Below are 20356 nucleotides of genomic sequence, written 5' to 3' on the forward strand. Positions count from 1 at the left end.
ATTCTATTAAGGAGTGATTGAAGATGAACAGAGCAGAAACAGAACATCCGGTAGAGAGCGGAAGCACATTTTTCAAAGGTATTTTTATCGGAGGTTTGCTGGGCGCGGCGGCTGCGTTGCTGTTTGCACCTAAGCCAGGCCGTGAAATGCGCAGTGACCTGTCCGACAAGCTTACCGTGGCGACAGACAAAACGAAGGAAGTTGCCGGTGTCGTAACAGACAAGACCAAGAGCATTGCCACTACTGTCGGAGAAAAGGCAACTGACCTCGCCAGCACGGTATCCGCCAAAGCCTCTGACATCCTTACCACAGTGAGCGACAGCAAGCAGCAGATCGCTGCTACCCTGCAGGAGACCGGCAAAAAAATCGGCGATACAGTCGCCGAAGCGTCCAGCGATATAGCTTCCGATGTCCAAAAGGCGTCCGAAGACGTTACAGATGAGGCAGCCTCTTCTTCCAAAGAGGTTGCCGATAAGGCCAAGGACGCTACAGATGAGGTCGCCGCTGAAGCTAAGGATGCCAAGGAAGAGGTTAAATCCTCTTACAAGTCTTCTTACTAACACGCTGTGACCTGCGGCTCATTCTAAAATGGAGAACAGCCAGCTCACTGCAGCTGGCTGTTGCTATGCTGAGTACTGCTTCTTCTAACAAGACAGAAGCTGCACTGTACTAAAGCCTGATATGGCTAAAGAAAGCGGGGAGACCTTATGGGAGATGTGGGCAGCAAGACCAAAACGTACGAGGTTGACGAACACCCCTTTGAACTGCGGCATGAAGTCAAGCGCCTCAATGCCAGACTGGACAAAATTGCGGATTCACTGGAGAAATCGGAATTCAAGGATATCCTTGAAAATTATACAGACCCCAAAAAACGGATTATTACCAACCTGATGGCTGGCATATCCCGCGGGCTCGGACTTTCACTGGGTACCTTCGTTATTCTCGGTTTGCTCGGCTACATTCTCAGCCTGTTCCTTGATGTTCCGGTTATTGGTGAATATCTCGGCGAGATCAAAACCTATATTGATGCAAACAGCTGATGTCCAACGTATATGACATCAGGAAAATAACAACAAAAAATAGGACATACCTTGTTCTGGAGAACAGGTATGTCCTATTTTTGAATATAATAACTACCGGCGGGGTCAATAAGAAGAATTCGCCATGATTTGTTTCAGCTTCTCTGTGGCCCGCTTTTGGATCCGCGATACACTCATCTGCGAGACGCCCAGCTTCTGGGCAATGGCCCGCTGGGATTGGCCGTCCTGGAAAGCCAGCAGCAGTACCTGCTGCTCCTGCTCCTTGAGCTGGCCAAGCGCCTGCTGGAGATCCATTCGCTTTTCGACAGTTTCATAGTCGTTGGCATCAGAGCTGATCAGCTCGCCGAGCGTAGCTCCGGTCTCCTCCTGCGAGAGCGGTGAATCAAGCGACACATAGTGGTAGCATTCTCTGCCGGCCAGCACTTCCACTGTTTCTTCTACGGTAAGATCAAGATATTGGGCAATTTCCTCTACAGCGGGCGAACGCTCCAGCCTGATGGTTAGCTCATCAATGGCCTGCTGGACGAGTGCCCCCTTCTCTTTGATCCGTCTAGGAACCTGTATGTACCAGGACTTATCCCGCAGGAAATTCTTCATATGACCGATCATGCTTTTCATCGCATACGGCTCAAAAGGAATTCCCAGACTGATGTCATATTGCTGAAGCAGTCTAATCAGCGCCATCTGTCCTACCTGATACAGATCTTCGTATAGGTCCGGACGGTTCCGGGCAATTTTGCCGGCAGCCATCTTGACCATGGGTTCATATTTACGGATCAGCAGAGTGGCAATTTCGTTATCTTTGGTCTGCTGGTATTCCCAGATCAGACTTACCGCATCATTCATGGACTCTGGGGGAGTCACTTTGTCGTTCATACCTTTTCCTCGCTTAAATTAAGCCGCTTAGTCAAAGTTACGACTGTTCCTCTTCCTGCTTCACTCACTACGCTAACATCATCCATGAGTGCCTGCATCAGATAAAATCCAAGTCCTCCTACCTCAACGTCATTCAGCTCTTTGTCATGCAGCGTCATGCGCGGTTCAGGACTACCCATTCCGTCAAAGCTCTCCCCCTCATCTTTGACTGTGATGGATAAGGTACTTGCTCCTACTTCAAAAATGACATCCACAAGCCCGTCTTCCTGTCCGTAAGCATACAGTACGGAGTTATTACAGGCTTCCGAAACAGCTACCTTCATATCTTCAATATCTTCATAAGTGAAGCCCATTTTCGAGGCTATTCCATATAAATTCAGTCTCACAATATCGACATATTCTGCGCTGGCGGGTAACTGAAGAACTACTTTTTGCACGTCATCACTCATCCTTGTTTCGATCCTTTCCTAGTGGGAGTTCTCTTGGGGGGCAAAAAACTTGGAAATACCAGTCATATCAAACAGCTTCTGAATCTGCGGCGGAACTTCCTCAACCGTAAATTTAACATCCATTCCGTGTCTTGCCTTGAGAATCGAGAGCAGAATACCGATGCCTGTGCTGTCGATGTATTTCAGATCCTTCAAATTAATGACAAGGTCCAGTCCCGTATCTCCCACAAGCGGCTCCATCACCAGACGGAAATCAGGAGCGACTGACAAATCGAGTTCTCCAATCAGATAAACCGTACATACATTGCCTTCGGTTTCGGTTTTTGCATGGAACTTTTCGCTTTTATGTGTATTCATAGACAATCTCTCCTGATTAAATGTTTTCTTTACCAATAACCCTAAAGGCATAGTGTTGAAACAAAAAGCGGACAATCTGCATGTGGTAATTACTGGATGTTCATTAAGAGAGGGAGGCATTGCGTTCAATTCTCGGGCTCTCATGAGGTTCGTAGCGGCTGATGATTTGTTTGATGCTGCTCAGCTTAAGCGGCTTGCTTACGTATCCGTCCATGCCTGCAGCCTTACAGCGGGTCTGGATGCCCTCCATGACGTTGGCCGTCATGGCAATGATAACAGCCTTTTCTGAGGACTGGCTGCTGCCGGAGCGGATTCTAGAAGTCGCTGTAAGACCGTCCATCACCGGCATCTGCAGATCCATAAAAATAAATTCATAACTGTTTCTGGCTGCAAGCTCGACCGCCTGGTTTCCATCCTCGGCAACATCGGCGCTATAGCCCAGCTTCTCGAGCATGCTGACCATCAGACGCTGATTGATCGGGTGATCATCTACTACAAGCGCCTTATGGTGCATCCGTGCCTGACTAATGACATCGTCCGGCTCCTCGGTTTCGCAGCCTCTGGCCAGCTCATCCTCAGGCATGGCAGCCTGAATGGAGAAAACAAAGGTTGCTCCCTTCTCCTCCATGGATTCTACGCGGATCTCGCCGCCCATCATCTCTACAAGGGATTTGCAGATCGCAAGACCCAGGCCTGTCCCTCCATACTTCCGTGTCATGGAGGAATCAAGCTGGGAGAACGGCTGAAACAGACGGTCGCACTTCTCCGGCGAGATGCCGATACCGGTGTCTTTAACAGTAAATTCCACCCTCAGCTTCTCATCAGCACCAGAGGCCTTGGAGGCTACTAGATAAACGCCGCCCTGATTGGTGAACTTGACTGCATTGGCAACCAGATTGATCAGCACCTGGCGCAGCCGGGCCATATCCCCGTAAATCAGCTTGGGCAGATTCTGGTCGATGAAATAAGCCAGCTCCAGATTCTTTTTGCCCGCCTCGGCAGAGAACAGGCTGAATACCTCCTGGATCGTCCCCTGAAGCTCGAACAGCTGCTCTTCCATCTCCATTTTTCCTGACTCCATCTTGGTAAAGTCCAGAATATCATTGATTACCGTGATAAGTGTATCGGCACTCTTGCGGATAATTTCTGTATATTCCTTCTGTTCAGGAGCCAGATCTGTCTCCATCAGCAGGTCAATCATACCTACAACACCGTTCATCGGGGTACGGATTTCGTGACTCATCATCGCCAGGAATTCTGTTTTTGCTTTGGCCGCAATTTCCGCCGCTTCCTTGGCCTTGACCAGCTCGCCGTTAATTTTCTCCAGCTCCTGTGTTTTTTGCTGCAGCAGCATGGACTGCATCTGGTGTTTTTTGTTCGCTAGATGCATGTGAACGAAGCCTTCAATTTTGGACTTGAGAATCTGCGGGATGAAGGGTTTGACCATATAATCAATGGCACCGGCGGAATACCCGGCAAACAAATGCTCCGCCTCTTTGCTGTTGGCCGAAATAAAGATAATCGGGATGTCCTTGGTCTTCTCTCTGGCCTTGATTAATTTGGCGGTTTCAATACCATCCATGCCCGGCATCTGCACGTCCAGAACAATAACAGCGAACTCATATCTTAATAAACTCCGCAGCGCTTCTTCTCCGGAATTAGCTTTGACAAGCTTATAATGCTGGCTTTCAAGCACTGCTTCCAGCGCCAGCAGATTCTCAGGACGGTCGTCAACAAGCAGTATATGAACCGGTTCTTGAACCCCCATTGGCCCCTCCTATCCCGCTATTGATTCTTACGGTATATTTTTTCCACTCTATCCAGGGGCTCGTAGCCATCGCTAAACCTGGTGAAATGAATAGATTCCTTGGATCCGAGCACCAGCACACCGAAACGGCTGAGGCTCTCATAAAATAAACCATGCACGTGATCACGAAGCTCATCGTTGAAATAGATCATCACATTGCGGCAAAAAATGACATTAAACTCATTAAAGGAAGTGTCTGTTGCCAGATTATGCTCGGCAAAAATGATGTTTTTGCGCAAAAACGGCTGCAGGATCACTGAGTTGTATTTCGCAGTATAGTATTCGGAAAACGCGCGTGTACCGCCCGCCTCCATGTAATTCTTGGTGTACTGCTTCATTCTGCCGATTTCATATACCCCTTCTTTGGCCTGCTGCAGAGAACGGGCGTTCATATCCGTTGCATAGATACGCGCCTTATCATACAGTCCCTCCTCATGCAGCAGGATCGCCATTGAATACACTTCTTCACCTGTTGAGCACCCGGCATGCCAGATTCTAATGTACGGGTAAGTCCGCAGCAGCGGGATGACCTTTTGGCGGAAGGTTAAGAAGAGGCCCGGATCACGGAACATTTCCGTCACAGGGATAGAAAGGCTGTATACAAAACGTTCAAAGCAGGCACGGTCATGCAGGACCTTCTCCTGCAGCGCAGATATGGTAGGTACATTCTCGGCATGGACATGATGCCAGATGCGCCGCTTCAGGGAAGGCAAGGCGTAGTTTCTGAAATCATATCCGTATAAGCGGTGTACTCCGCTCAGCAGCAGCTCAATTTCGATCTGCTCCAGCTCCTGCCTGCTTCCTGCATTTCCGGCCTGCTCATCATATCCCTGCTCCATCTCTGTCATCGTTATCTCTGCTCCCTTGCATGCTTTCCTTATTTCCGGACTGGTTATTTTGCTCTTACTGTAATGCTATTACCCTAATTTCCGGCTTACGAATACAGCCATACGCGCATTAGGGAAAGAAGCTGGTCTGTGCTGATCGGCTTCTTCATATAATCAGAGGCTCCGGCTTCAATACACTTGGCCCGGTCCTCTTTCATTGCTTTGGCGGTGAGCGCAATAATCGGCAGCTTCTGATATTGCGGCATCTCGCGGATCCGGCGCATTGCCTCATACCCGTCCATTTCCGGCATCATCATATCCATCAGCACCAGGTCGAAATCATTATGCTCAACAAGCATATCCAGTGCCTCCCGGCCATTTTCGGCAAATTTCACTTCCATATGATATCCTTCCAGGACACTGGAGAGGGCAAAGACGTTACGGATGTCGTCATCAACGAGCAGTATCTTCTTGCCGTCAAAGAGCTCCTCCTTATTGTGCAGCTTCTGCAGAATTTTACGCTTATCCTCCGGCAGATTGGCCTCCACCCGGTGCAGAAACAGAGTTGTTTCGTCAAGCAGCCGCTCCGGCGAGCGGACATCCTTGATGATAATGGATTCAGCATATTTACGCAGCCTGGTCTCTTCCTTGCTGTCCAGATCCTTGCCTGTATAAATAATAATAGGCAGATCATTAAGCTCCTCATCATCACGGATCTGATCCAGCAGCTCAAAGCCGGTCATATCACCCAGCATAAGGTCAAGCACCATACAGTCGTACCGATGCCTGCGCAGCTCGCTGAGCGCTTCCTGTCCGGTTGACACTGCTGTAATGGCTACATCGTCATGGCCAATCAGCTCCATGATGGAGCGCCGCTGGACTTCATCATCCTCAACGATCAGAAGACGCTTCACGGTGCTCGATGTATAATTCTCTATCTGCGAGAAGGCTCTCTCCAGCGCCTGTCTGGAGGAAGGCTTTCTTAAATAGGCCATCGCGCCCATCATCAGCCCCTGCTTCACCTCATCATTGACAGAGATGACATGCACCGGAATGTGGCGTGTCTGCGAGGCACTCTTAAGCTCTCTCAGGATGGACCACCCGTCAATAACAGGCAGCTGAATATCGAGAATAACAGCGTCCGGCAGATAAGACTTGGCCATCTGCAGGCCGATGTCACCCTGCAGGGCAACCAGACCTTTGAAGCCTCGGCCGCGGGCCATGCCCAGCAGAATCTTGGCAAAGCTCTCATCATCCTCAACAATCAGAATGACTTTATCTTCCGCCTTGAGTCCCTCACGGTCATCTTCCACAATAACCGGGTTGAGCGGTGCAGGGACCGCCTCACTTGGTCCAGCCGGAAGCAGTTCCTCTACATATTCAGCCAGGGTAGCTGCTTCGTGAGCTGCCGCCGCTTCCACGGCTCCCGGAAGCAGGCTGTAATGGCCTTTTACAGGCAGATAGAGGGTAAATACGCTGCCTTGCCCTTCCCGCGATTCCAGCCCGATGGCTCCGCCCATCAGACGGGCCAGCTCACGGCTGATCGACAGCCCCAGGCCTGTTCCGCCGTATTTCCGGCTGGTCGTACCGTCCACCTGCTGGAACGCCTCGAATACAATTTCCGTCTTGTCTGACGGAATCCCGATGCCGCTGTCCTTGACTGCAATGGCTACATATTCGAACTCCTCCGGCAGGAACGCGGGCAGAGCACCCGGTACGACACGGCTTACCGAGAATTCCACAAAGCCTTCGCTTGTGAATTTGAAGGCATTTGACAGCAGATTGCGCAGAATCTGCTTGAGCCGGTGGCTGTCTGTGTACAGACTGTCCGGCAGCGGCTCTTCAAAGGACAAGCGCAGCACCAGACCCTTCTTGGCTGCCTGCGGCGCAAAGTTCTGTTTTACAAATGTCTTGAGCTCAGTAAGCGGAATATCCTCATAGCTAAGCTCCATCTTTCCGGCATCCACCTTGGACAGATCGAGAATTTCATCAATCATCTTCAGCAGATCGGCACCGGACATATAGATCGTGTGGGCGAACTCTACCTGCTTCTCCGTGAGATTGCCCTCTTTATTCTCTGTAAGCAGCTGGGAGAGGATAAGCAGGCTGTTCAGCGGAGTCCGGAGCTCATGCGACATATTGGCCAGGAACTCCGATTTGTATTTCCCGGTAACGGCAAGCTGCATAGCCTGCTTCTCCAGCTGGAGGCGGGCCTGTTCGATTTCGTCCTTTTTCTCCTCGACCTCCTGGACCTGCTCCTGAAGGGCACGGGTTTTGGCAACCAGTTCTGTATTGAAATGCTCAAGCTCGCCCTGCTGCCGCTGCAGCAGTTCCTCGGAGCGTTTAAGCGCATCCGTCTGCTCCTCCAGGTTCTCATTGGAACGGCGAAGCTCCTCCTGCTGGGTCTGCAGCTCCTCCGACTGGCATTGCAATTCCTCCGTTAGTGCCTGGGACTCCCGCAGCAGCTCTTCAACCGTCATTCTGCGGTTAATATTATTCAGAATAATGCCGAGATTATTAGCCAGCTGGTGAAGCAGCTCATTCTGCAATACAGTAGATGGTGTAAAGGAAGCAAACTCAAGTACACCGAGCACCTCATCTTCAAACAATACAGGATAAACAAAGATATGGTCCGGATGCGCATCCCCGAATCCGGAGGACACGGTAATATAATCATCAGGCGCTCTCTCAAGTCTGATCGGCTTCTTATCTAGTGCACATTGTCCGACAAGGCCCTGGCCGAGGTCAAAATACTCTTTGAGGCCATCCTCGGCATCCCCGGCATAAAAGGCGCTTGCCAGAAGCCGGTTAGGGTTACGAAGATCTTTCAGATAAAGCGCCCCGTATTGAGCGCCAAGCACGGGGGTGAACTCGCTGATAAAGGTCTGCGATACCTGGTCCAGTGAACTGACACCGCGCAGCAGCTCCGTCACACGTGCGATATTGCCGTTCAGCCAGGCTTGATCTGTCTGCGCCTGGGTATATGCCTTTTCAAGCTGCTGCTTCTGCTCGATGTCCTCAGCCATCTGCTGGAAGACCCGGGCTACATCACCAATCTCATCCTTTGACTTAACCTTTAGCCTGCGGATCGCCCGCATCTTCCCGCTGCCAAAGCTGGAAATCATCATCGAGACAACGTTAAGGCCGCGCGAGATGCTGGGAATCACCCACAGAATAACACCCACCCCGAGCAGGAGCCCGACAGCCATAATTAAGGACACCATTTGAATAGATCGCTCATAAGCAGCTTGGGCTGAAGCATTTTCTTGCGTCATCCGGGCGGTATTATAGTCTGACAGTGAATTCAGGCTGTTAAGTACCTCATTCTGGATATCCTGTCCGTCGGAGTTCCGGTAAGCGTTGGCATTCTGGAAATAGCCGGCTTCGAGCATCTCGACGGCCTTGTTCTGATAATTCAGATAGGCGGTATACGCATTCTCAATCCGGTTCAGCATCTGGACTTCATCCGCACTGATAAGTGAGGCTTCGATGGCCTTCAAATATCCTTCTGCCTTAACCACCTTATTTTCAAGCTCTGTCTTCTGGTTCTCTACTGTTTCCACATCTGCATTAAGCATCGCCGTGGTCAGGATGCGGGCCATATCATTGACTTCGCCGCGCAGCCCGGAGGAAACGCGTCCCTTGTCATATCTCTCCTGAAAGCTGTCCAGCTGACCGCTCATATAATTAAGCCGATCATAGCCAATCATTGTTAATGCCAGCATTATGGCCAGCATCGCACTGAAGCCGATCAGCAGCTTGGCTTTTATTTTCATTACTGATCAGTTCCTTTCCCCAGCGTAATCCATACCAGGCATTTATCGTCATCGCGCTCCAGGTCGGATTCATCTATAAAAAATGCTTCGCGCATCGCCTCCTCACGCCATTCATGTCCGCCGTTCAAATGTCCGGTCATAAATTTCAGCTGATCCTCCTGATCACCTTCGGCCATTTCAAGCAGCCCGTCCGTATACAGCACCAGATGCCCTTCTTCTTCATAGCTGAGGCTCTGCGGCTGAATGTCAATCCGGTCGAACAAGCCTACCGGGTGGCAGTTGCTTTGGAGAAGAACCGGCACCCTGGCTCCTCCTTCAAAGAAAAGTCCAGGCGGATGCCCGGCGTTCACGTAGTCGATCCGTTTCATCCGGCTATCAATAACCAGATAGATGGCCGTAAAATAATACTGGACCAGCTGCTTCTCAATATACAGCTGATTGAAACGGCGGTTCAGCTCCTGGATTACCTTTTCCGGTTCCACATAGGTAGTCACCGTATCCTTCAGCACGGATGCCAGGAACATACAGAACAGCGACGAGGAGATTCCGTGACCCATCATATCAAGCAAAATCACGGCATATCTGCCGTCGCCCAGCGGAAACCAGGCATACAGGTCACCTGCCAGCTCAAAGGAGGGCTGATAAAGGGCATGCACTTCAAAGTCCTCTTCCTTGATTGGCAGGCTAAGAACGGCATTCTGAACCAGGGCGGCCAGCTTCAGCTCGTCCTGTATGCGCTGATCCCGCTCCTTATGCCAGTCCTTCTCCCGCTTCAAACGCAGCGCCAGACGGATGCGGGCCATCAGCTCCACTTTGTTTATCGGTTTCGTAACATAATCACCGGCCCCTGCATCAAGGGCTTCGGCCAGCTTCTTCGAATCTCCCACGGCAGTGACCATAATAATTGGAATATCACGCAGATGTTCATATTGCTGGACTACACGGCAGGCCTCAATTCCGTCCATCTCCGGCATCATCATATCCAGCAGAATAAGATCTACATCCGAAGGGCGCGGCCTCTGGGTATCATTTCCGGAGCCGACCCCCAGAATCTTCAGCATTTCTTTTGCAGATGATGCGGTTATAAAATTCCGGTATTCTTCCTTTTTCAGGATTTCACGGATTATAATGACGTTGGTCGGATTGTCGTCAACAATTAATATTTTCAAGCATCTTCACCTCGCACGAATAATGGTAGCTCCGTAATCATCCCTTGTATTCCATCCTTGTATCATACGATAATTAAACAGTCTTTTTCCACAATTCAATATTTTGGCAAAAATGGATGAGGTTGTTTCCGTATTCAACAAAGTAACCTCCAGCCCCACTATCAATAGTGGAAATGGAGGTTACGCTATTGTGCTATAGTTCCGGCACGCCGGAAGAAGCGGTTTATTGCGGATATTTCTTAGCAATGACCAACACTTTACCCGCATCCAGTTCTTTCTCATAGAAGCCAGCTTCAGCAGGGCTGAAGCCAAGGGACGTAATTTTGGAACGCAAAGCATCCCCGCGTGAACGGAAAAGATTAGCAATAGCGCCAAACAATCCTTCTTCGCCTAAGCCGACCTCATTTGTGTTCGCCGCATCAGCAATGCGGTTCTCACGGTCCTGATCATGACTGATAACATAAATGTTATCCTTGGAGTAACCGCTTTCCCGCAGACGGTTCACTTCTTCTATCGCCCGAACACCGTTCTCCAAAAGCTTGGCATACGACTGCGCACCGATTGAACCCATGAGATCACGCTCCTTAAGCTTAGATTGTAAGGTTAAGTTTGTCCCCGAGAAGACAACTGTACTTTTATTAACCTCATCTGAAGCCTATGAAACACCTCATGAAGCATTTGCATCAAATAAATCCATTCCGTCCCATTCACCGGTCACCGGATTGCGGTAAATCTTGAGCGCCTCGTTTCCTCTTATATACACGTCACCATCATCAGCGATAAAATCCGGTTTTCCCAGCAGCACACGCACATTGTTATCCGCCGGGTTCAGCGTTACCTCATTCAGCTTCAGTCCGTATAATCCGGCCTGGGCCGGGGAGACATGAATATAGGTAACGATGCCGCCGCATATTCCGGCTGACATATCGGCGTACTGGTACTCCAGACATTCCTGCCACGGGTCAGCTGTAATATTCAGCGGCGTGCCCTTGCTCAGCAGCAGCTCTTCCTCCGGCGCGTACAAGGCTGCACCAGCCAATGAATCGAAGCTGCTGATATAAGCGTTCATTCCCAAGCTGTGTTCAAATGCAAGGACGGCCTGGGGCTGCACTGCGAAAAAGCTGGCAGAAGCCTGCTCCTTCTGCTCAGAGGGAGTGACATAAGAGGAAAGCAGACTAAACAAAAGAATGATGACGTTCATAAGACGTCCCGCCTTTCATAATGTGCGCCGGTGCTGTGTAATGGGACTTTGATTCTATGGGTTTAGTGCCGGAATTTTTGCCAGATCGCAGCTGCAGTATCTACGCCTTTCAGCGCCATTGCTATTTTGCCCGGAGCTTTTTTGGCGTATGCGGCGTCATAGGACTTCACCGTACGCTCTTCTGCCGGAGTCAACGATTTTTCGTCTATGGAGACAGCTCCCGCCTTCTGCTTCAGCTCACGGGATTTGCGGTATTTCTCGATCACGGTAACGGATACCTGCTTAACGGTCAGGGTCAGTTCGTTCATAACATCACCGAGATTTTTAACAGAATCTACAATCGGATCGATCTTCTGGATCTTGCCCTGTACATCTGCGGTAATGTCATTGGCATGCCGGACAGTTGTCTTGATCTCATAGGTAAGCTCATCTACAGTCTTCTGTACTTCCTGCAGAGTCTGGCTGACTTTGTCGAGGGATTCCTTTGCTGACTTCAGCGTTTTAATTAAAAAGAAGACGAGTACGGCGAAGGCGACAGCAACTAAGGCTACGCTAAGTTCAATAATCATTTTCAAAAACCCCTTCCAAGTCATAAATGTCGGCTTGTACTGCCTTGTTACTGCATAGTTACCCTGACATTATTAGCCCGAAACAACCTGTCAAGAGTCTTAAAGACCAGACGGGACCGTCATGTTTCAGAGCAGGTGAACCCGTTTAAACATTGACTACACCACCTGACAGAAAGGATGACTTCACATGCTGAAATGGTCGGCAATTCTGCTGGTAATTGCACTCATCGCCGGTGTATTCGGATTCTTTAATATTGTAGGAGCTGCAGTCGGCATAGCCAAAGTCTTATTCTTCATCTTCCTGATTCTGTTCATTGTCTCCCTCTTTACCGGACAGCGCGGAAGGTCAATGTAATCCTATTCGAACGGAATGTTCAGCTATGAACTTGCAATATAATCATGCTGCAGACCCGGAGTCTCCAAGCGAGGAGCTCCGGGTTGTTTTATGTACGGATTACCGGCTGTTCCTATATCCTATTCAGACAGCAGAAAGTATAGGCCTCCCCCTCTGTTATGCAAATTTAAAGTTTTTTTGGGCGGCTGGTTCACTGCCTCCCCTTTTTGTTTACATGCATAATAGCACAGCACAAACTTGGAAAAAACCGCTAACCCAAAACCACACTAGGAGGAATCACAGATGAAAAAATTAGCCAGTTTCGCAGTAGCAGCAGGTCTCATGGCAACCATGGCAGCATCGGCTTCAGCGGCAGAAGTTACCGGTACTGCAGATCCGTCCACTACAGTTACTGCAAGCACTTACAGTGAACAATTCGAAACTGTAATTACTCCGGCAGATCTTAAACCGGCGACTCCAATGATTATTTTGACAAAAGCAACTCCTTTCCATTTCTCCACTTCCAGCGTGACTCCGGCCGGCTGGCTCAGCGCACAGACTATTGATACAACCGGCGCTGTGACGACCGATGCCTGGGGTAATGAATGGAGAGAGGTTTACACCTGGCTCGGCAAAGCATGGATCAAGGTTCCTGCTTCCGCTTATGTAATTACTCCATAATCCCCCTACCCGGGCATATACAGCAGCCTGAGACTTCCAAGTCTTACGGCTGCTGTCTTGCTTTTTTAAGATAACACAAAATAAGGGCTACCTCTTCAGAAGAATTGCTCCAAAGAGATAGCCCACCGTAACTGCCCTAGTTCACCCGTCACAAACACTGTACTGCTGCCGCTTCCTCATACATTCCTTTATTTATAATTAGCGGATTACCGAGCCTCCGTAAAGGAAGCGGTTCGTCCAGGAAGCGCTTAGATTGTCCACTCTCACACCTCCGGAAGACACGGAATACGTATGCAGAATTTTTCCGTCTCCCAGATACATAGCCACATGAGTTATCCGTTCCGAAAATCTGTCCTTTCCGGTATAAGCCGAAGCCGAGCTGCCCTGATAATCCATAAAGAACATCAGATCGCCCCGTTTGAGGCTGGATATATCGGTAACCGCTGTGCTGTTCTCCCGCACCCAGGAGCCCTGCTGCCGGGAATCGGCAGGCAAAGTTAAATCAAGTGCATCCTTGAACATCTGCCGGATAAAATCCGAACAGTCAAAGGTGCTGGTATTGCTTCTGCTGGAGCCGAATTCATAAGGGGTCCCCAGATACTTCATGCCTGCCTCAATGACACGATCAATGACAGCTGACTGTGCCGGAGGAGCTGGTGTTGGCGCCGGTGCTGGTGTTGGTGCCGGTTTTGGTGCCGGTGTTGGTGCAGGAGCTGCCCCGTCCAGTTTAATATACTGATCGGCTGAGCTGGTATAGCCTACAGTGCCGCTTACAGTCTGTACTCTGTACCAGTAGCTGTTGGTCTTCTCCAGGATAACTACCGGCTCGCCTTCGTTCAGGTAACCCAGCACTTTCCCGCTGTTCGAAGGGGTTTCACGGAGCCGGACAGTCGCTTGAATAACTGCCGTCTGTACGGCAGGTGTTACCGCAGGAGCGGAAGCAACGCTGATGTACTGGTCGCCCGAGCTGGTATATCCGACCTCGCCGGAAGCGGTTCTGACTTTGTACCAGTAGCTGTTGGTTTCTTCAAGAATAACTACCTGATCGCCTTTGCTCAAATATTTAATCACACCGCCGCTTGTAGAAGGGCTGGTGCGCAGACGAACCGAAGATTGAATAACGCCTGTCAGCGAAGCAGACGCCGTAACAGAAGAAGCCGCCTGTGCGGCGAATGCCTGCTGAGGGTTGAACACTCCCCAGGATAATGCAATTGATGCCGAGACCAATAACGACGCTGTTAGCTGTTTATGTGATCTGCTCATAGCGTTCCCCCGCTTATGCATGATGAGAATTCAACAATGGCGCGCGCTACGATTGTTGCTTTCTGCCCTCATTATAGGGGCAGGCGGGAATTGGAACATGCTTCTATTTTCACAAAAACACTTGCCAAGTTATGGTAAGCACCGGGTCTATAGTCTTGATTTCTCCTTGGATTTGGTGGAAATTACAGCTAATTAGGAGTCCGGGTGCCCTTTTTAGGCTCGACATGCACCTGCACATTCATAATGTTATGTCGGCTGCTCATGCGCTCCTCAATCGAATCGCTGATCAGGTGGCCTTCTGTCACGCTGATGGCGGCGTCAACCTCTACGACTACATCGACCAGCACATGATTGCCATGAACGCGGGCTTTGATATCTTTAATCCCTTCCACTCCTGGAGTCCGGGCAATCGTGCTGCGCAGATCCAGCAGCCGTGCCTCCTCAAAGCCGTCAGTCAGCCGGTAGGTAGCATCACGAAAAATATCCCAGGCTGTCTTGGAAATAAGCAGCCCTACCAGGGCTGCGGCAGCAGAATCAACCCATGGCAGGCCGAACTGCGCACCAACAATCCCTGCCGCCGCCCCGATACTGACCATGGCATCCGAGAAATTATCTTTGGCTGCTGCCATCAGGGCGCTGTTGTTAATCCGCTTGGCTAATCTCTTGTTATAAATATATACCCCCATCATTGCCGCTGAACACACCACTGCCACTCCTGCCGACCATAGATCCGGAACCTCCCCGGCTCCCTTGAACAGCGAACGGACAGCTTCAACGATAACCTGTATGCCGACCATCGCCATAATAAAAGATGCCAGCAGGGCGGCAACAGTCTCGGCCCGGAAATGCCCGTACGGATGATCGGAGTCGGGCGGCTTACGGGAAATCCGAAGTCCGATCAGCACTGCGGCAGAGGCTACAATATCCGTCAGGTTGTTGACACCGTCGGCCAGCAGGGCACTGGAGCCGAATAAATAGCCGCTGACCAGCTTAAAAGCGGACAGAACCAGATAGGCTGCAATACTGACCATCGCCCCGCGTTCACCTTTACGTATATCCTCATAAATATCGGCCACCGGCTGACACTCCCTATTGTTTCAATTTTTTGCCCGGACCCGCTCCGGCAATTGATTTCTTGAATTATTCTTGCCCTTGTGGCAGCATTTAAAAACAATTAAAATGAGGAATAGGACTTGCTTCATAAGGGGGTAACATAATGAGCGAAAATACCGAAAAGCCGAAGATCAATCTGGCCGATGCCATCCGCCAGAAGCTGGAGCAGAAGAAACAGCAGAACAGCAACAAACCGGGTTCGTCGTTTCAGGCCGGCTCAGCCAAGCCGCTGAAAAGCCAGAACAACAAAAAGCCTAACAATCAGCGCCGCCGCACCGGCGGTTCCTAGGACTTTAGGTCTTTGGGTGTATAACTTAACAGGGTAACATAAACGGCTGCGTCATCCTCTTCAGGATAACGCAGCCGTTGTGTTATGAACATTAACCGTTCATTCTATTCATTGTATTATACTTCGACTGGATACATGCGCTGGCGCAGTTCCTTAATTTCCGGATTCTCCAGGTACTCATCATAGCTCATAGAGCGGTCAATTACACCGGCTGGCGTAATTTCAATAATCCGGTTGGCGATGGTCTGAATGAACTGATGGTCATGGGAAGTAAAGAGAATCGTCCCGTCAAAATCAATCAGCCCGTTGTTGAGCGCCGTGATGGATTCCAGATCCAAGTGGTTGGTAGGCTCATCAAATACGAGCACGTTCGCGCCGTTCAGCATCATTTTGGCCAGCATACAGCGGACCTTCTCTCCCCCGGAAAGTACGCTTGCCTTCTTCAGCGCTTCTTCACCGGAGAACAGCATCCGGCCCAGGAAGCCGCGCAGGAAGGTTTCGTCCTGATCCTTGGAGTATTGGCGCAGCCATTCCACCAGATTCATTTGAACCCCGTCAAAATAGCTGGAATTGTCTTTCGGGAAATACGCCTGGGTTGTCGTTACGCCCCATGAGTACTCGCCGGAATCCGCTTCCTTCTCGCCCATCAGGATATCAAACAGCATCGATTTCGGCTGGGAATTCGGGCCCACAAAAGCAATCTTGTCGCCTTTGTTCACCACAATGCTGAATTCGTCCAGCACTTTCTCGCCGTCCACTGTCTTGCTCAGGCCGCTGACCGTAAGCAGCTGCTTACCGGCTTCACGCTCCGGCTTGAAGTTGAGGAACGGGTATTTACGGTTCGATGGACGGATATCGTCCAGCGTAATCTTCTCGAGCTGCTTTTTACGGGAAGTCGCCTGCTTGGATTTGGAAGCATTCGCCGAGAAACGCTGGATGAACGCCTGCAGCTCCTTGATCTTGTCTTCCTTCTTCTTATTGGCATCACGCTGCAGGGTCTGGGCCAGCTGGCTGGACTCGTACCAGAAATCGTAGTTGCCGACATACATCTGGATTTTGCCGAAATCGATATCCGCAATATGCGTGCAGACCTTGTTCAGGAAGTGACGGTCATGGGATACCACGATAACAGTACCTTCATAATCCATAAGGAAGTTCTCCAGCCAGCCGATGGATTCCAGATCCAAGTGGTTGGTAGGCTCATCGAGCAGCAGGTTGTTCGGACGTCCGAACAGAGCCTGGGCCAAGAGTACGCGGACCTTCTCATTGCCGCTGAGTTCGGCCATTTTCTTATCGTGCAGCTCGCGCGTAATGCCCAGACCGATCAGCATGGCAGCCGCATCCGGCTCCGCGTCCCAGCCGTTCAGCTCGGCAAATTCACCCTCAAGCTCACCGGCACGCAGGCCGTCGGCTTCGGTGAAGTCGCTCTTGGCATAAAGTGCGTCCTTTTCCTTCATAATCTCATACAGGCGGCTATGCCCCATGATGACTGTCTCCAGAACCGGGTATTCATCGTACTCAAAATGGTTCTGCTTCAATACAGCCATACGTTCGCCCGGAGTCATATGCACCTCACCGGTGTTGGCTTCAATCTCGCCGGACAGGATCTTCAGAAAAGTAGATTTACCGGCACCGTTCGCCCCGATCAGGCCGTAGCAGTTTCCTGGTGTGAATTTTATGTTTACATCTTCAAAAAGTGCGCGTTTTCCGTAGCGGAGTGTTACGCCGCTTGTGCTAATCATTAAGCATTACCATCCTTTTCACTTAGGGTTTCGGCTCATTATAGCATAAAATCAGGGCAAATAGCCCGTAAGATCACGTTGTTCCCGCGCTTTTGGCACTAAATCCCTATGTGTACCCTTTATTGCCCCGAATAGCGCTCCTCGGCGTGGACGATAAGCGTCTCCCCGTAACCCAGAGTCCGTATCCGCTCAGGGCTGATTCCCTGGGCCTTGCGGGCCAGCTCCATCCGGTCCAGCGCCTCCCGCGCCGTATCATCCGCCAGCCGGAAGGTGCCGAAATGCATCGGAATCATCAGCTCTGCACCCACATCCAGGAAAGCCTGCACCGCCTCCTCCGGATTCACATGCTGCGAGCTCATGAACCACTCCGGCTCATAGGCCCCGATCGGCATCAGGGCGATATGCAGCTTGAAGCGGCTGCCGATTTCCTTGAAGCCCGGAAAGAAGCCGCTGTCTCCGGCAAAATACAGATTAGGCGGCAGCTTCTTCTGCCCGTCCTTCTTCCCTTCCGGATGCTTGCCGGGCTCGGCCGGCTGGAGCACGTACCCTCCCCAGTGGGAGCTGTTGGTATCAAATGGCGTACGCCTAGTCCAGTGCTGGGTCGGCACAAAAGTCAGCTTGACCGGGCCCAGCGTAAGCTCCTCCCACCACTGCAGCTCATAGCAGTTTGGAAAGCCCTTGCGGAGCATTTTCCGCTTCAGGCCTGCCGGAACGACAATCTTTGTGGCCGCCTTGTACAGCTTGCGGACCGAGGGAAAATGCAGATGATCATAATGGGAATGCGAAATCAGGATCAGATCCACGGGCGGTACCTCATTCAGCGGAATCCCCGGCTGGCCGATCCGTTTTTCAAAGCCGAGCCGGCGGGCCCAGATCGGGTCAGTAATGATGTTAAGCCCCTCATATTGCATAAAAAAGGTGGAATGCCCGATCCAGGTGATTGTCGTATCCAGCCGGTTCCCGGTGAGGTAAGTCAGCTCCGGCGGATGGTTCGGCACCTTATAGGTATAATCCTTCTGCTTGGTCCGGCGTTCCTCCCGCCATTGGCGCAGCTCTTTAAGCGTCTTGTCGACACCGACATTATCGATATTGTGATATCTTATTTTAGCCATAACGGCATCTCTCCTTAACAGGATTCAGTACAAATTTTACCCATTTCAGGGCAAGATTAAGCTGTCTCCGCCAGCCCGTGTTTTGTATTCAGGCCGTATTATGATGTAAAATGCGGGTAAAGACTACGGTATCTGTACCGGTCAAAGGGGAGCTAAACGTATGAAGATCACTTTTATTGAACCCACTCCAAGTCCAAATACGATGAAGCTTCATCTGGACGAGAGCCTGGAGCCCGGCATCCGCCGCACGTATACACCGGAAAGCGAACGCAGCGCCCCTGCCTGGGCGCGGGATATGCTGAGCATCCCCGGTGTAATCAGCATTTACCACGCTGCTGATTTTGCTGCCCTGGAACGCAAGGGCAGCGCCGACTGGGCGGCTATTCTCCGCGAGGTGCAGAGCCGCTTCGGCGCTGACGGCCTGAGCGCGGAGATTAACCTGGACGATGAGAACGCCGGCGCCCACTTCGGCGAATCGCAGGTGTTCGTCCAGATGTTCCGCGGCATCCCGATCCAGATCCGCGTGAAGACCGGCGCGAGTGAGGAGCGCATCGCCCTCTCCAGCCGCTTCACGCAGGCGGTGACTGATGTGGCCAGCGCTGTGATGATCAAGGAGCGCAAGCTCACGGATTACGGCGTGCGCTACGGCGAGCCGCCGGAAATTGCCCGCGAGGTCGAGCAGGAGCTGGAGGCGGCGTATCCGCAGGAGCGCCTCGACTCCCTCGTGCAGCAGGCCATCGCGCACGGTGCCGCCGGCGAGTTCGTCGAGCAGCGGCAGAAGAAGGGGCAGGCCGAGCTGCTGCGAGACCTGCAGGATACCGACTGGCGCGTGCGCTACGCCGCGCTGGAGGACCTGGCGCCAAGCGCAGAGCTCCTGCCGGAGCTGCGCAAGGCGCTGCACGACCCCAAGCTGCAGCTGCGCAGGCTTGCGGTCGTGTACCTGGGCGACATCCGCACGCCTGAGGCGATGGAGCTGCTCTATGAGGCGATGGCAGACAGTGCCCCGGCCGTGCGGCGCACGGCCGGGGACACGCTGTCCGACATCGGCGATCCGGCTGCGACGCCGGTGATGACGGCGGCGCTTAAGGATGCGAGCAAGCTCGTCCGCTGGCGGGCGGCGCGCTTCCTCTATGAGGTCGGCACCGCCGAAGCTCATGATGCACTGGCAGCGGCGGCCGATGACCCCGAATTCGAGGTCGGCCTGCAGGCCCGGATGGCGCTTACGCGGATTGCTTCCGGCGAGGAAGCCGCCGGCACCGTCTGGCAGCAAATGTCGGAACGCCGCCGTACCTGACACGCACCTGCCGTATTTTGTTATTGCATGCCCCTCATGAATTGCATTATACTAATTCCTGTTGTGTTCATATTGTATAAAGATAGCCTCATCATACCTAAGATGAGGTAGAGGTCGCGAATATTATAAGTACGCGCGTTGAGACGTTAAGAGCCGTCAATGAAACCGCCGAAAGGAATATCCGCCGAAGTCTGCGCCGCCGCTCCTAATGCCGCGCAGACTGGGGCCGTTGCCGAACAGGCACGGAACTGTCACTGTGTACTGCAGGCCGCTATTGCCTGCAGGATTCTGCACTGTGTTGCGCTATCTTAAACAGGGAGTATGATGCGGAGCCGTATTTTCAGGAAACCGCAGATCCGTCTGCGGTTTTTTTGCGCCTACAGGATTTGCCGCCCTCATGCATGGGGGCGGCTTCGTACACCACTCCCCTTCATGAACAGAAACACGAACCTTCAGA

20 protein-coding genes and 1 riboswitch are annotated in these 20356 nt (G+C 51.5%); of the genes, 6 read left to right on the plus strand and 14 right to left on the minus strand.

The genetic code is table 11. The annotated features are described in order from the left end of the window. The first annotated feature begins 23 nt into the window (after positions 1-23). The gene (locus M2108_RS19015; protein WP_277470943.1) at positions 24-560 is read left to right on the plus strand and encodes a YtxH domain-containing protein; all 537 of its coding nucleotides are present in this window, start codon (positions 24-26) and stop codon (positions 558-560) included. Between the two features lie 147 nt (positions 561-707). Next, positions 708-1040, plus strand: coding sequence for a DUF5665 domain-containing protein (locus M2108_RS19020; protein WP_277470944.1), 333 nt, complete (start codon positions 708-710; stop codon positions 1038-1040). Between the two features lie 105 nt (positions 1041-1145). Here M2108_RS19020 and M2108_RS19025 read toward each other — a convergent pair whose 3' ends face one another. From M2108_RS19025 to M2108_RS19070, 10 genes are all read right to left on the minus strand, one after another. Continuing rightward, positions 1146-1916 carry a sigma-70 family RNA polymerase sigma factor gene (locus M2108_RS19025; RefSeq protein WP_068729771.1) on the minus strand — a complete coding sequence of 257 codons (771 nt, stop codon included), beginning with the start codon at positions 1914-1916 and terminating at the stop codon, positions 1146-1148. Beyond that, on the minus strand, positions 1913-2365 hold the full coding sequence (gene rsbW / locus M2108_RS19030) for an anti-sigma B factor RsbW (protein WP_277470945.1): 453 nt from the start codon (positions 2363-2365) through the stop codon (positions 1913-1915). Before rsbW ends, M2108_RS19025 begins: the two co-directional genes overlap by 4 nt. An 18-nt stretch (positions 2366-2383) precedes the next feature. Beyond that, positions 2384-2722, minus strand: coding sequence for an STAS domain-containing protein (locus tag M2108_RS19035; protein WP_042200066.1), 339 nt, complete (start codon positions 2720-2722; stop codon positions 2384-2386). A 103-nt stretch (positions 2723-2825) separates the two neighbouring features. Further along, entirely contained in the window at positions 2826-4490 is a 1665-nt protein-coding gene (locus tag M2108_RS19040) for a response regulator (RefSeq protein ID WP_277470946.1), read from the minus strand. A 17-nt stretch (positions 4491-4507) separates the two neighbouring features. After that, positions 4508-5377, minus strand: coding sequence for a CheR family methyltransferase (locus M2108_RS19045; RefSeq protein WP_481856927.1), 870 nt, complete (start codon positions 5375-5377; stop codon positions 4508-4510). Positions 5378-5463: 86 nt separating this feature from the next. Continuing rightward, positions 5464-9132 carry a response regulator gene (locus tag M2108_RS19050; RefSeq protein WP_277470947.1) on the minus strand — a complete coding sequence of 1223 codons (3669 nt, stop codon included), beginning with the start codon at positions 9130-9132 and terminating at the stop codon, positions 5464-5466. Next, a complete protein-coding gene (locus M2108_RS19055) occupies positions 9132-10301 on the minus strand; it encodes a fused response regulator/phosphatase (RefSeq protein ID WP_277470948.1) in 1170 nt (389 codons plus the stop codon). Before M2108_RS19055 ends, M2108_RS19050 begins: the two co-directional genes overlap by 1 nt. 223 nt (positions 10302-10524) lie before the next feature. Next, positions 10525-10872 (minus strand): YflT domain-containing protein, encoded by a 348-nt coding sequence (locus M2108_RS19060; protein ID WP_277470949.1) that lies wholly within the window; start codon positions 10870-10872, stop codon positions 10525-10527. A gap of 96 nt (positions 10873-10968) precedes the next feature. Continuing rightward, positions 10969-11502, minus strand: coding sequence for a hypothetical protein (locus tag M2108_RS19065; protein ID WP_277470950.1), 534 nt, complete (start codon positions 11500-11502; stop codon positions 10969-10971). A gap of 62 nt (positions 11503-11564) precedes the next feature. Continuing rightward, the gene (locus M2108_RS19070) at positions 11565-12071 is read right to left on the minus strand and encodes a DUF948 domain-containing protein (protein WP_068729756.1); all 507 of its coding nucleotides are present in this window, start codon (positions 12069-12071) and stop codon (positions 11565-11567) included. A gap of 187 nt (positions 12072-12258) precedes the next feature. Between M2108_RS19070 and M2108_RS19075 the strand changes: the two genes are divergently transcribed. Continuing rightward, complete coding sequence (locus M2108_RS19075) at positions 12259-12426, plus strand: DUF1328 domain-containing protein (RefSeq protein ID WP_277470951.1); 168 nt, start codon at positions 12259-12261, stop codon at positions 12424-12426. Positions 12427-12708: 282 nt separating this feature from the next. Then, positions 12709-13086 (plus strand): hypothetical protein, encoded by a 378-nt coding sequence (locus M2108_RS19080; protein WP_277470952.1) that lies wholly within the window; start codon positions 12709-12711, stop codon positions 13084-13086. A 198-nt stretch (positions 13087-13284) separates the two neighbouring features. Here M2108_RS19080 and M2108_RS19085 read toward each other — a convergent pair whose 3' ends face one another. Both M2108_RS19085 and M2108_RS19090 read right to left on the minus strand, forming a co-directional pair. Continuing rightward, positions 13285-14349 carry a C40 family peptidase gene (locus M2108_RS19085; RefSeq protein WP_277470953.1) on the minus strand — a complete coding sequence of 355 codons (1065 nt, stop codon included), beginning with the start codon at positions 14347-14349 and terminating at the stop codon, positions 13285-13287. 188 nt (positions 14350-14537) lie between these two features. Further along, entirely contained in the window at positions 14538-15380 is an 843-nt protein-coding gene (locus tag M2108_RS19090) for a cation diffusion facilitator family transporter (RefSeq protein WP_481856930.1), read from the minus strand. Positions 15381-15565: 185 nt separating this feature from the next. Between M2108_RS19090 and M2108_RS19095 the strand changes: the two genes are divergently transcribed. Then, on the plus strand, positions 15566-15751 hold the full coding sequence (locus M2108_RS19095; protein WP_068729748.1) for a hypothetical protein: 186 nt from the start codon (positions 15566-15568) through the stop codon (positions 15749-15751). Positions 15752-15867: 116 nt separating this feature from the next. On the opposite strand, the gene M2108_RS19100 is transcribed toward M2108_RS19095, so the two are convergent. Together M2108_RS19100 and M2108_RS19105 are read right to left on the minus strand one after the other, a co-directional pair. After that, entirely contained in the window at positions 15868-17493 is a 1626-nt protein-coding gene (locus M2108_RS19100) for an ABC-F family ATP-binding cassette domain-containing protein (RefSeq protein ID WP_277470955.1), read from the minus strand. A gap of 119 nt (positions 17494-17612) precedes the next feature. Next, positions 17613-18605 carry an MBL fold metallo-hydrolase gene (locus M2108_RS19105; RefSeq protein WP_277470956.1) on the minus strand — a complete coding sequence of 331 codons (993 nt, stop codon included), beginning with the start codon at positions 18603-18605 and terminating at the stop codon, positions 17613-17615. A gap of 160 nt (positions 18606-18765) precedes the next feature. Here M2108_RS19105 and M2108_RS19110 point away from each other — a divergent pair, with 160 nt between their 5' ends. After that, complete coding sequence (locus M2108_RS19110; RefSeq protein ID WP_277470957.1) at positions 18766-19899, plus strand: virulence factor; 1134 nt, start codon at positions 18766-18768, stop codon at positions 19897-19899. A 100-nt stretch (positions 19900-19999) separates the two neighbouring features. Next, positions 20000-20213, plus strand: a riboswitch (Lysine riboswitch). Positions 20214-20356: the final 143 nt, after the last annotated feature.

This window comes from Paenibacillus sp. PastM-3, assembly GCF_029893965.1.
In the GTDB taxonomy this organism is placed as follows: domain Bacteria; phylum Bacillota; class Bacilli; order Paenibacillales; family Paenibacillaceae; genus Paenibacillus_AQ.

Excerpts from the sequence above, each read along its gene's own strand:
- M2108_RS19025 (WP_068729771.1), bottom strand. The coding sequence starts at position 1,916 with ATGAACGACAAAGTGACTCCCCCAGAGTCCATGAATGATGCGGTAAGT.
- M2108_RS19040 (WP_277470946.1), bottom strand. The coding sequence starts at position 4,490 with ATGGGGGTTCAAGAACCGGTTCATATACTGCTTGTTGACGACCGTCCT.
- M2108_RS19090 (WP_481856930.1), bottom strand. The coding sequence starts at position 15,380 with ATGGTCAGTATTGCAGCCTATCTGGTTCTGTCCGCTTTTAAGCTGGTC.
- M2108_RS19050 (WP_277470947.1), bottom strand. The coding sequence starts at position 9,132 with ATGAAAATAAAAGCCAAGCTGCTGATCGGCTTCAGTGCGATGCTGGCC.
- M2108_RS19095 (WP_068729748.1), top strand. The coding sequence starts at position 15,566 with ATGAGCGAAAATACCGAAAAGCCGAAGATCAATCTGGCCGATGCCATC.
- M2108_RS19080 (WP_277470952.1), top strand. The coding sequence starts at position 12,709 with ATGAAAAAATTAGCCAGTTTCGCAGTAGCAGCAGGTCTCATGGCAACC.
- M2108_RS19035 (WP_042200066.1), bottom strand. The coding sequence starts at position 2,722 with ATGAATACACATAAAAGCGAAAAGTTCCATGCAAAAACCGAAACCGAA.
- M2108_RS19110 (WP_277470957.1), top strand. The coding sequence starts at position 18,766 with ATGAAGATCACTTTTATTGAACCCACTCCAAGTCCAAATACGATGAAG.
- M2108_RS19070 (WP_068729756.1), bottom strand. The coding sequence starts at position 12,071 with ATGATTATTGAACTTAGCGTAGCCTTAGTTGCTGTCGCCTTCGCCGTA.
- rsbW (WP_277470945.1), bottom strand. The coding sequence starts at position 2,365 with ATGAGTGATGACGTGCAAAAAGTAGTTCTTCAGTTACCCGCCAGCGCA.
- M2108_RS19045 (WP_481856927.1), bottom strand. The coding sequence starts at position 5,377 with ATGACAGAGATGGAGCAGGGATATGATGAGCAGGCCGGAAATGCAGGA.
- M2108_RS19105 (WP_277470956.1), bottom strand. The coding sequence starts at position 18,605 with ATGGCTAAAATAAGATATCACAATATCGATAATGTCGGTGTCGACAAG.
- M2108_RS19065 (WP_277470950.1), bottom strand. The coding sequence starts at position 11,502 with ATGAACGTCATCATTCTTTTGTTTAGTCTGCTTTCCTCTTATGTCACT.
- M2108_RS19085 (WP_277470953.1), bottom strand. The coding sequence starts at position 14,349 with ATGAGCAGATCACATAAACAGCTAACAGCGTCGTTATTGGTCTCGGCA.
- M2108_RS19075 (WP_277470951.1), top strand. The coding sequence starts at position 12,259 with ATGCTGAAATGGTCGGCAATTCTGCTGGTAATTGCACTCATCGCCGGT.
- M2108_RS19060 (WP_277470949.1), bottom strand. The coding sequence starts at position 10,872 with ATGGGTTCAATCGGTGCGCAGTCGTATGCCAAGCTTTTGGAGAACGGT.
- M2108_RS19100 (WP_277470955.1), bottom strand. The coding sequence starts at position 17,493 with ATGATTAGCACAAGCGGCGTAACACTCCGCTACGGAAAACGCGCACTT.
- M2108_RS19015 (WP_277470943.1), top strand. The coding sequence starts at position 24 with ATGAACAGAGCAGAAACAGAACATCCGGTAGAGAGCGGAAGCACATTT.
- M2108_RS19020 (WP_277470944.1), top strand. The coding sequence starts at position 708 with ATGGGAGATGTGGGCAGCAAGACCAAAACGTACGAGGTTGACGAACAC.